The sequence below is a fragment of the Bacteroides sp. 43_46 genome, from assembly GCF_001915455.1.
Taxonomy (GTDB): Bacteria; Bacteroidota; Bacteroidia; order Bacteroidales; family Bacteroidaceae; genus Bacteroides; species Bacteroides caccae.
Genome location: NZ_MNQN01000061.1, coordinates 1 through 12045 on the forward strand (window position 1 = coordinate 1; position 12045 = coordinate 12045).

Consider the following 12045-nt stretch of genomic DNA (forward strand, 5'->3'; position numbering starts at 1 on the left):
ACGTCCCTTCACTTCTTCCAATACAGCCTTAGCAATAGAAGTAGAAACCTGAGCGTGATGAGAGTAAACCATTGATGAAGTTGCACGACCTGAAGTGATAGTACGCAACGCTGTTACATAACCAAACATTTCAGCCAACGGAACCATTGCCTTCACGATACGAGCACCCGAACGACTAGACTCCATACCTTCTACCTGACCACGCCGCTTATTCAAGTCACCAATAACGTCACCCATGTTTTCTTCCGGGGTCACAACTTCCAGCTTCATGATAGGTTCCATTAGTACAGGCCCTGCCTTGGAACAAGCATTCTTATATGCTTGGATAGCACAGATTTCGAAAGACAACTGGTCAGAGTCAACTGGGTGGAATGAACCATCAACCAAAGTTACCTTCAGTGAATCCAACGGATAACCGGCCAATACACCATTTTTCATTGCAGTTGTGAAACCTTTCTGAACTGACGGGATAAATTCCTTAGGAATATTACCACCCTTCACTTCATCGATAAACTGCAATCCACCTTCTTTGAAGTCTTCATCAACCGGACCGATCTTAACAATGATATCAGCAAACTTACCACGTCCACCTGATTGTTTCTTATAAACTTCACGAAGATCAACTGTTTTAGTAATAGCTTCTTTATAGTTAACCTGAGGTTTACCTTGGTTGCATTCTACTTTGAACTCACGTTTCAAACGGTCAATAATAATATCCAAGTGAAGCTCACCCATACCAGAAATAACAGTTTGACCTGTTTGTTCGTCAGTTTTCACTGTAAACGTCGGGTCTTCTTCAGCCAGTTTAGCCAAACCGTTAGACAATTTATCCATGTCTTTCTGAGTCTTAGGTTCTACAGCAATACCAATTACCGGTTCCGGGAAGTCCATAGATTCAAGCACAATCGGAGCAGTTTCATCACACAAAGTATCACCAGTGTGAATGTCTTTAAAACCTACACCAGCACCAATATCCCCAGCACCAATTACCTCAACCGGATTCTGCTTGTTTGAGTGCATCTGGAACAGACGAGAAACACGTTCTTTTTTGCCTGAACGAGAGTTATAGATATAAGAACCAGCCTCAATCTTACCTGAGTATACACGGAAGAAAGTCAAACGCCCTACATACGGGTCGGTGGCGATCTTAAATGCCAAAGCTGAAGTCTTTTCGTCATCACTAGGCTTACGATCTTCTTCAGCACCCGTATCAGGATTTGTACCAATTACGTTTTCCGTATCCAATGGAGAAGGCAAGAAAGCACAGACATAATCAAGCAACGTCTGAACCCCCTTGTTCTTAAATGAAGAGCCGCAAAGCATCGGAACAACAGCCATCTGAACAGTTGCATTACGAAGAGCTCTCAATACTTCTTCTTCAGTAATAGTAGAAGGATCATCGAAATATTTCTCCATCAAAGTATCGTCAAATTCAGCTACTTTTTCAAGCATTTTATCTCTCCATTCGTTAGCTTCATCAACAAGGTCAGCCGGAATTTCTTCTACGCTATAATCAGCACCCATTGTTTCGTCATGCCAATAGATAGCTTTCATTTTAATCAAGTCAACAAGACCTTTGAAAGATTCCTCAGCACCGATAGGTACAACGATGGGACAAGGATTAGCACCCAAAACGTCCTTCATCTGACGCACAACTTCAAAGAAGTCAGCACCGGAACGGTCCATTTTGTTTACGTATGCGATACGTGGTACATTATATTTATCAGCCTGGCGCCATACAGTTTCTGATTGCGGTTCTACACCACCTACTGCACAGTAAGCAGCAACAGCACCATCCAAAATACGCAATGAACGTTCTACCTCTGCGGTAAAGTCAACGTGCCCCGGAGTATCAATCAAGTTGATTTTATAAGTATCACCAGCATACTTCCATCGTGTAGTTGTTGCGGCAGATGTAATAGTAATACCACGTTCTTGTTCCTGTTCCATCCAGTCCATAGTAGCAGCACCGTCATGCACCTCACCAATTTTGTGAGTCAATCCGGTGTAGAACAGGATACGTTCAGAAGTTGTTGTCTTTCCGGCATCGATGTGAGCCATGATACCGATATTACGAGTCAAATGTAAATCTTGCTTAGCCATTTTATATCCTTTACTTTAAGTTTTTAATTGATTGTATCTTAATAGTATTAGAATCTAAAATGAGCAAATGCACGGTTAGCTTCAGCCATTCTATGCATATCTTCTTTACGCTTGTATGCACCACCTTGTTCATTGAAGGCATCCATGATTTCAGCAGCTAACTTATCAGCCATTGATTTACCACCTCTTTTACGAGCAAACAGAATCAAGTTCTTCATTGAGATTGATTCCTTACGGTCCGGACGGATTTCTGTAGGAACTTGGAAAGTAGCACCACCTACACGGCGAGACTTAACTTCCACTTGCGGAGTCACATTATCCAAAGCCTTTTTCCAGATTTCGAGAGCAGATTTTTCTTCATTAGGAAGTTTTACTTTCACTGTTTCCAGAGCGGCATAAAAGATTTCATAAGATGTATTCTTTTTACCATCATACATCAAGTGGTTTACAAACTTAGAAACCTTTTGATCATTAAAAACGGGATCCGGAAGGATAACGCGTTTTTTAGGTTTTGCTTTTCTCATTTGTTTGAAAAATAATGTTTTTGTTCTTGGTTGTTACTTCTTGACTTCTTCAACTCTCCCTCCGGAGAATTTACTCAACCCTTAGCATCTCCAACAAACTAAAACGTAAGTTATTACTTTAATTTTAATTAGATTTTAATCCTTATTTCTTTTTAGCTGGTGCAGCTTGTCCCGGTTTCGGACGTTTAGCTCCGTATTTAGAACGTCTTTGAGTACGGCCAGCAACACCTGCTGTATCAAGTGTACCACGAACGATGTGATAACGTACACCCGGAAGGTCCTTTACACGACCGCCACGTACCAAAACGATTGAGTGTTCCTGCAAGTTGTGTCCTTCTCCCGGAATGTAAGAGTTTACCTCTTTTTGGTTAGTCAAACGTACACGAGCTACTTTACGCATTGCAGAGTTCGGCTTCTTCGGAGTAGTAGTATATACTCTCACGCAAACGCCACGTCTTTGGGGACATGAATCCAAGGCAGGAGATTTACTTTTCTCCACCAGCACTTCGCGTCCTTTTCTTACTAATTGCTGAATTGTAGGCATTTTAATTGTTTTTTGATTTATATTATTGTTATATCCCTCACGCTTCGCCTTTTACACTCGCCAAAGGAGAAATAGGAGACTCATCAGAAATACGGATCGAACCGAATACACGTTCATATTTAGCTATATTGTCTTCCAATGCCCGTAGTAGGCGTTTTGCATGTTCAGGAGCTACAATGATACGAGATTGCACACCAGCTTTTGGTACACCCGGCATCACACGTACAAAATCAAGAATAAACTCAGAACTCGAATGAGTAATAATAGCAAGATTTGCATAAGTTCCCTGTGCAACTTCTTCTTTTAATTCAATCTGTAACTGCCCGTTGTTATTTTGTTCTTCCATGTTTAATATGATTAAAGTTATCCTGCAAAATAACACATTTTTCCTGAGACAGAGATAATACATCCCAATAAAAAAGGAACAAAAAAGGAGCAACTGCCCAATATAGCAACTGCTCCTTCTCATATAGTCAATTGAATTGTATTATTCTACTTCGTTGTAGTCAAGTACTGTTTTCTTATTAGCCAAAATACGATCATATTCTTCTTTTGATCCAACAATAAGTTTCTCAAATTCACGCTGACCTGTACCAGCCGGAATCAAATGACCACAAATCACATTTTCCTTCATACCTTCCAATTTATCAATCTTACCGTTGATAGCAGCCTCATTCAATACTTTCGTTGTTTCCTGGAAAGAAGCAGCTGACATAAAGCTTGAAGTCTGCAAAGCAGCACGTGTTATACCTTGAAGAATCTGAGTAGATGTAGCAGCCACAGCGTCACGAACCTCAACAGGTTTCAAGTCACGACGTTTCAGCATACTGTTCTCATCACGCAACTTACGAGCAGTAACAATCTGTCCCGGTTGTAGGTTTTGAGAATCTCCAGCATCAACCACAACTTTTTTACCCCAAATACGATCGTTTTCTTCCATGAACTCCAACTTGTCAACAACTTGTTGCTCCAAGAAGCGAGTATCACCCGGCTCTTCAATCTGTACCTTACGCATCATCTGACGGACAATAATCTCGAAGTGCTTGTCATTGATCTTCACACCCTGCAAACGATATACATCCTGAACTTCATTTACGATATATTCCTGTACAGCCGTAGGACCTTTAATCGCCAAAATATCCGCCGGTGTAGTGGCACCGTCAGACAATGGAGTACCAGCACGTACATAGTCATTCTCCTGCACCAAGATTTGTTTAGATAATGCAACCAGATACTTCTTAACTTCACCAGTCTTGGAAGTTACGATGATCTCACGGTTACCACGTTTGATCTTACCCATTGTCACCTCACCATCGATTTCAGAAACGACAGCTGGATTCGACGGGTTACGAGCTTCAAACAATTCGGTTACACGAGGAAGACCACCCGTGATATCACCTGCCTTACCAACGGCACGCGGAATCTTCACGATTACTTCACCAGCTTTCACTTTCTGACCGTTTTCAATAATCACGTGACCACCTACCGGTAAGTTATACGTACGGATCAAGTCACCGTCTTCTGTTAAAATATGAGCCGAAGGAACTTTTGTCTTATCCTTAGATTCAATAATAATAATTTCACGAAGGCCTGTTGCTTCATCCGACTCAACCTTATAAGTAACGTTTTCAATTACGCCCTCAAATTCGATCTTACCGGTTGCTTCAGTTATAATAACAGCGTTGAACGGGTCCCATTTAGCAATCAACTTGCCTTTTTCTACCAAATCACCGTCACCAACATACAGTGTTGAACCATAAGGAACATTATGAGTAGAAAGAACGATTCCAGTGTTCACATCTACGAAACGAACTTCAGCCAAACGACCTACTACCACCTTCGCAGCTTCACCCATTTCATCTACAATATCTACTGTACGCAACTCTTCAAACTCAAGACGTGCATTATTTTTAGCAACAATACTTGCATTAGCTGCAATATTGGCAGCAGTACCACCTGCGTGGAATGTACGCAATGTCAACTGTGTACCCGGCTCACCGATAGACTGAGCAGCAATTACGCCGACAGCTTCACCTTTCTGAACCATACGACTCGTAGCAAGGTTACGTCCATAACACTTAGCACAAACACCCTTCTTAGCTTCACAAGTCAATACCGAACGAATTTCAACACTCTCGATCGGAGAATCCTGAATCTTTTTGGCAATTTCTTCTGTAATTTCTTCCCCACCAGCAACCAACAGTTCACCGGTAGTAGGATGAATAATATCATGCACGGAAACACGACCTAAGATACGTTCGTACAGAGTTGCAATAACTTCATCGTTATTTTTAAGGTCTGTACAAACCAATCCACGGAGTGTACCGCAGTCTTCTTCTGTAATAATCACATCATGCGATACGTCAACCAGACGACGAGTCAGATAACCGGCATCGGCAGTCTTCAAAGCCGTATCCGCCAAACCTTTACGAGCACCGTGAGTAGAGATAAAGTACTCCAACACAGAAAGCCCTTCTTTAAAGTTCGACAAAATCGGGTTTTCAATAATCTGCCCACCTTCTGCTCCCGCTTTCTGCGGTTTTGCCATCAAACCACGCATACCAGACAACTGACGAATCTGTTCTTTAGAACCACGGGCACCAGAGTCAAGCATCATATATACAGAGTTGAAACCTTGATCATCCGAAGAAATAGTCTTCATCAAGATATTAGACAACTCTGAGTTAACATGCGTCCATATATCAATCACCTGGTTATAACGTTCATTGTTAGTGATGAAACCCATATTATAGTTGTTTACGACTTGCTCAACTTCGTCATAACCTTTCTGTACCAGTGTTTCTTTTTCTTTCGGAATAATAATATCACCTAAGTTGAATGACAGACCACCTTTGAATGCCATCTGGTAACCTAAATTCTTGATTCCATCCAGAAAGTCAGCAGCTTTAGCTACACCACAAACCTTAATTACATCACTAATAATATCACGAAGAGATTTCTTAGAGATAATAGTATTGATATAACCCGCTTCGGGCGGAACGATTTCGTTCACAATCACACGACCTACGGAAGTTTCGCGCATCACGTCTACAATATTACCATTTTCATCAACGTCTTTCACGATTACCTTCACCGGAGCGTGGATATCTACCTTACCTTCATTATAAGCAATCAACGCTTCTTCCGGTCCGTAGAACGTCAAACCTTCCCCTTTTGCACCAGCACGCAACTTAGTAATGTAGTACAAACCAAGAACCATATCCTGTGCAGGCACAGTAATAGGCGCACCGTTTGCCGGATTCAAGATATTATGTGATTGAAGCATCAACATTTGTGCTTCAAGAATAGCTTCGTTACTCAAAGGCAAGTGAACAGCCATTTGGTCACCATCAAAGTCGGCATTAAATGCCGTACATGCCAAGGGGTGCAACTGGATAGCCTTACCTTCGATCATCTTAGGCTGGAAAGCCTGAATACCCAAACGGTGCAATGTCGGTGCACGGTTCAACAGTACAGGATGTCCTTTCATTACATGCTCCAGAATATCCCAGATCACAGGTTCCTTACGGTCAACAATTTTCTTTGCAGACTTAACAGTCTTAACGATACCACGTTCAATGAGTTTACGAATAATAAACGGCTTGTACAATTCTGCAGCCATTAATTTAGGAATACCGCATTCCCCCATCTTCAATTCCGGGCCAACAACGATTACCGAACGCGCAGAGTAGTCAACACGTTTACCTAACAAGTTCTGACGGAAACGTCCCTGTTTACCTTTCAAACTGTCAGACAAAGATTTCAACGGACGGTTAGCATCTGTCTTCACTGCACTTGACTTACGTGAGTTATCGAACAATGAGTCCACAGATTCCTGAAGCATACGTTTTTCGTTACGTAAAATCACTTCCGGAGCCTTAATTTCGATCAGTCTTTTCAGACGGTTGTTACGAATAATCACACGACGATATAGATCATTCAAGTCCGAGGTAGCGAAACGGCCACCATCCAACGGAACCAACGGTCGAAGCTCAGGCGGGATAACCGGTACAATACGTACAATCATCCATTCCGGCTTGTTACGTCCACGTGATGCACGGAATGATTCTACTACCTGAAGACGTTTCAATGCTTCATTCTTACGCTGCTGTGATGCATCGTTACCAGCACGATGACGAAGTTCGTAAGACAAAGCATCCAGGTCCAAACGAGCCAGCAAATCATAGATAGCTTCAGCACCCATCTTAGCGATGAATTTGTTTGGATCATTATCCTCAAGATATTGATTATCTTTCGGAAGTGTATCAAGAATATCCAGATACTCTTCTTCAGAAAGCAAATCATATTCAGCTACGCCATCTTCAGCTTTCACACCCGGCTGAATAACAACATAACGTTCGTAGTATATAATCGAATCCAACTTCTTCGTCGGTAATCCGAGCAAATAACCGATTTTATTAGGGAGCGAACGGAAATACCAAATGTGAGCCACCGGGACCACCAACTGAATATGTCCCATACGCTCACGACGTACCTTCTTTTCAGTAACTTCCACACCACAACGGTCGCAGACGATACCTTTATAACGGATACGTTTGTATTTACCGCAATGACACTCATAGTCCTTTATAGGACCAAAAATGCGTTCACAAAACAAACCGTCACGTTCGGGTTTGTAAGTACGGTAATTAATGGTTTCAGGCTTCAAAACTTCACCACTCGAATTCTCAAGGATTTCTTCCGGAGAAGCCAGACCAATTGAGATCTTCGAGAAATTACTTTTCGTCTTATTTTCTTTTCTAAAAGCCATACTCTATATAATTGAGATTTGATAATTGAATCATTAGAAATTGAAAAGGTGCGAATGTCAATGAACCTTCATAGGTGCATTGACATCACACATTCTTTCAGTATTTTATTCTAGGTTGATACTCAAGCCTAACCCTCTCAACTCGTGTAACAATACGTTCAAGGATTCCGGAATACCAGGTTGCGGCATCGGTTCACCTTTCACAATTGCTTCATAAGCCTTCGAACGTCCTACTACGTCATCAGACTTAATAGTCAGAATTTCCTGTAGGATATGAGCAGCGCCAAAGCCTTCAAGTGCCCAAACCTCCATTTCTCCGAAACGCTGACCACCGAATTGTGCTTTACCACCAAGAGGTTGCTGAGTAATCAATGAGTACGGGCCAATAGAACGAGCATGCATTTTGTCTTCAACCATGTGCCCTAACTTCAACATGTAAGTCACACCTACGGTAGCTGCCTGGTCAAACTGCTCACCTGTACCGCCATCACAAAGATAAGTTTTACAGTAACGAGGCAATCCAGCTTTGTCTGTCCATTCGTCCAAATCTTCCATTGTAGCACCATCGAAAATAGGAGTTGCGAATTTCACGCCCAATGTCTTTCCGGCACGTCCAAGCACAGCTTCAAAAATCTGTCCGATGTTCATACGAGAAGGCACGCCCAACGGATTCAATACGATATCAACCGGAGTACCATCAGCCAAGAACGGCATATCTTCCTGACGTACAACACGTGACACGATACCCTTGTTACCGTGGCGACCTGCCATTTTATCACCGACACCGATCTTACGTTTCTTAGCAATATATACTTTAGCCATCTGGATAATACCAGCCGGAAGTTCGTCACCGATAGTAATAGCAAACTTCTTACGTTTCAGTTCAGCATCCAGTTCTTTGTATTTCTTGATGAAATTCATCACCAAGTCACGAATCATACCGTTAGCATGTTCATCACTAGTCCAATTACTTAACTGGATAGAAGTAAAATCGAGTGAATCGAAATCAGATGCACTAAACTTAGAGCCTTTAGCGATAACCTCCGCACCCAAATAGTCTTTCACACCTTGAGAAACCTTACCTTCGGTCAAAATCATCAATTTTTTAACCAAGATACGTTTCAAGTCTGCTACCTTTGATTCAAATTCATCATCAATCTTAGGCAACAATGCTTTGTCAGCCAGCTTGGAGCTACGATTTTTGATAACACGTGAGAACAGCTTCTTATCAATTACGACACCTTTCAAAGAAGGAGAAGCTTTCAATGAAGCATCTTTTACATCACCAGCCTTATCACCGAAGATTGCACGAAGCAATTTTTCTTCCGGAGAAGGATCAGATTCACCTTTCGGTGTAATCTTACCAATCATAATATCACCCGGTTCGATACGGGCACCGATTCTTACAATACCGTTTTCATCCAGATCTTTTGTAGCTTCTTCACTTACATTCGGAATGTCAGAAGTCAATTCTTCCATACCACGTTTCGTTTCACGAACTTCCAGAGAATATTCTTCTACGTGTACAGAAGTCAACAAGTCTTCACGTACCACACGTTCATTCAAAACGATAGCATCCTCATAGTTGTAACCCTTCCAAGGCATATAAGCGACTAATAGGTTTTTACCCAATGCCAACTCACCTTTTTCAGTAGAATAACCTTCTGTCAGGATATCGCCTTTCTTCACACGTTGACCTTTGTCACAAATCGGACGCAAGTCAATAGTCATATTCTGGTTGGTTTTACGGAATTTAGGAATTCTATATTCTTTCAAAGCCGGCTCGAAGCTAACAAACTCTTCATCTTCCGTACGGTCGTACAAAATACGAATAGTAGTAGCATCCACGAAATCAACGACACCATCACCTTCAGCAGTGATTTGTGTACGAGAGTCTCTGACCAACTGGCGTTCGATACCTGTACCAACAATCGGCGCCTCACTTCTCAAAAGAGGAACTGCCTGACGCATCATGTTTGATCCCATCAACGCACGGTTAGCATCGTCATGTTCCAGGAACGGAATCAATGAAGCTGCAATTGATGCAATCTGTTGGGGAGAAACGTCCATAAGATCTACCTCCGCTGGTTCGACAACCGGGAAATCAGCATCCTGACGAGATTTTACTTTATTACGCACAAATGTACCATCATCATTCAATGGAGCATTACCCTGTGCAATAATTTTTTCTTCTTCTTCCTCAGCAGTCAGATAAATCAGGCCATTATCAGATAGGTCCACTTTTCCGTTTTCTACCTTGCGGTACGGAGTTTCAATGAATCCTAACTCGTTAATCTTAGCAAACACACACAATGAAGAAATCAAACCGATATTCGGACCTTCAGGAGTCTCAATCGGACAAAGACGACCATAATGCGTGTAGTGAACGTCACGAACCTCAAATCCAGCGCGTTCACGAGAAAGACCACCAGGTCCCAATGCAGACATACGGCGCTTATGTGTAATTTCAGCCAACGGGTTTGTCTGGTCCATGAACTGAGACAACGCATTCGTTCCGAAAAATGAATTGATAACAGAAGAAATGGTCTTAGCATTAATCAAATCAATCGGAGTAAACACTTCATTGTCACGAACATTCATACGTTCACGAATCGTACGGGACATACGAGCCAGACCAACGGCAAACTGATTAGAAAGCTGTTCACCTACTGTACGTACACGACGATTGCTCAAGTGGTCAATATCATCCACATCTGCCTTTGAGTTAATTAACTCAATCAGATATTTAATGATTTCAATAATATCTTCCTTCGTGAGGACACGTACGTCCATATCAGTCGTCAGATTCAATTTTTTGTTGATTCTATAACGCCCCACATCACCAAGGTCATATCGTTTTTCCGAGAAGAAGAGGTTGTTAATAACTTCACGTGCACTTGCGTCATCAGCCGGATCAGCATTACGCAACTGACGGTAGATATACAACACAGCCTCCTTTTCCGAGTTACTCGGATCCTTCTGCAACGTATTATATATGATAGAGAAATCGGACTGGTTCGGTTCATCCTTATGCAAAAGGATGTTCTGAACTCCCGATTCCAGAATTTCATCTATATGCTCCTCTTCCAGTACGGTTTCACGATCGATAATAACTTCGTTACGTTCGATAGAAACCACCTCACCGGTATCTTCATCAACGAAATCTTCAATCCATGTTTTCAAGACACGTGCAGCCAGTTTACGGCCCAGCACTTTCTTCAGATTTGTCTTGTTAACCTTCACATCTTCTGCAAGGTTGAAAATCTCAAGAATATCTTTGTCGTTCTCGAAGCCGATCGCACGCAACAGAGTAGTTACCGGCAATTTCTTCTTACGGTCAATGTATGCGTACATCACGTTATTGATGTCAGTAGCAAACTCAATCCACGAACCTTTAAACGGAATAATACGAGCCGAATAAAGTTTCGTACCATTGGCATGCACACTCTGACCGAAGAATACACCCGGAGAACGGTGAAGCTGTGACACAACTACACGTTCGGCACCATTAATGACGAAAGTAGCCTTATCAGTCATATAAGGAATCGGGCCGAGGAATACGTCCTGAATCACTGTATCAAAATCCTCGTGATCGGGATCCGTACAGTATAGCTTAAGTTTCGCTTTTAAAGGAACACTATAAGTAAGCCCACGCTCTATACAATCATCAATGGTATAGCGCGGCGGATCAATATAATAGTCCAAAAACTCAAGAACAAAATTGTTTCTTGTATCGGCAATAGGGAAGTTTTCAGCAAATACTTTATACAAACCCTCATTCTTGCGCTTTTCAGGTGGGGTATCTAATTGTAGAAAGTCTTGGAATGACTTCAATTGTACTTCCAGGAAATCCGGGTATTCAAGCGGATTCTTAGTCGAAGCAAAATTAACTCTTTGATTTACAGTATTTGAAGACATCTGTCAATGAATTTGGAGAACTTAATTTGAAATATATACACAAAAAGGTTAAGAATCCTCTTGCGAAGGATTCCTAACCGAATTACCTGATTACCAGGCCAATGTTATTTAAGTTCAACTTCAGCTCCAGCTTCTTCCAATGTTTTCTTCAATGATTCTGCTTCGTCTTTAGCCAAACCTTCTTT

At 41.8% G+C, this 12045-nt stretch carries 7 protein-coding genes; all 7 read right to left on the bottom strand.

The annotated features are described in order from the left end of the window. Window positions 1–2103: elongation factor G (fusA, locus tag BHV72_RS06075; protein WP_286855157.1), on the bottom strand; the 2103-nt coding region annotated here is incomplete at its 3' end. 47 nt (window positions 2104–2150) lie between these two features. Beyond that, a complete protein-coding gene (gene rpsG / locus BHV72_RS06080; RefSeq protein ID WP_005675420.1) occupies window positions 2151–2627 on the bottom strand; it encodes a 30S ribosomal protein S7 in 477 nt (158 codons plus the stop codon). A 142-nt stretch (window positions 2628–2769) separates the two neighbouring features. Beyond that, window positions 2770–3171: a 30S ribosomal protein S12 gene (rpsL, locus tag BHV72_RS06085; RefSeq protein ID WP_005675419.1), complete on the bottom strand. Its 402-nt coding sequence runs from the start codon at window positions 3169–3171 to the stop codon at window positions 2770–2772. Window positions 3172–3208: 37 nt separating this feature from the next. Next, complete coding sequence (locus BHV72_RS06090; RefSeq protein ID WP_005681716.1) at window positions 3209–3517, bottom strand: DUF3467 domain-containing protein; 309 nt, start codon at window positions 3515–3517, stop codon at window positions 3209–3211. Between the two features lie 141 nt (window positions 3518–3658). Then, window positions 3659–7942: a DNA-directed RNA polymerase subunit beta' gene (gene rpoC / locus BHV72_RS06095; RefSeq protein ID WP_005675416.1), complete on the bottom strand. Its 4284-nt coding sequence runs from the start codon at window positions 7940–7942 to the stop codon at window positions 3659–3661. 105 nt (window positions 7943–8047) lie between these two features. After that, window positions 8048–11860 carry a DNA-directed RNA polymerase subunit beta gene (rpoB, locus tag BHV72_RS06100; RefSeq protein ID WP_005675415.1) on the bottom strand — a complete coding sequence of 1271 codons (3813 nt, stop codon included), beginning with the start codon at window positions 11858–11860 and terminating at the stop codon, window positions 8048–8050. Window positions 11861–11964: 104 nt separating this feature from the next. After that, on the bottom strand, window positions 11965–12045 hold an 81-nt coding region (locus BHV72_RS06105), incomplete at its 5' end, for a ribosomal protein L7/L12 (RefSeq protein WP_286855163.1).

What these genes read in the sequence shown, in the direction of transcription:
- BHV72_RS06090 (WP_005681716.1), bottom strand. Translation starts at nt 3,517, where the DNA reads ATGGAAGAACAAAATAACAACGGGCAGTTACAGATTGAATTAAAAGAA.
- rpoB (WP_005675415.1), bottom strand. Translation starts at nt 11,860, where the DNA reads ATGTCTTCAAATACTGTAAATCAAAGAGTTAATTTTGCTTCGACTAAG.
- rpsG (WP_005675420.1), bottom strand. Translation starts at nt 2,627, where the DNA reads ATGAGAAAAGCAAAACCTAAAAAACGCGTTATCCTTCCGGATCCCGTT.
- rpoC (WP_005675416.1), bottom strand. Translation starts at nt 7,942, where the DNA reads ATGGCTTTTAGAAAAGAAAATAAGACGAAAAGTAATTTCTCGAAGATC.
- rpsL (WP_005675419.1), bottom strand. Translation starts at nt 3,171, where the DNA reads ATGCCTACAATTCAGCAATTAGTAAGAAAAGGACGCGAAGTGCTGGTG.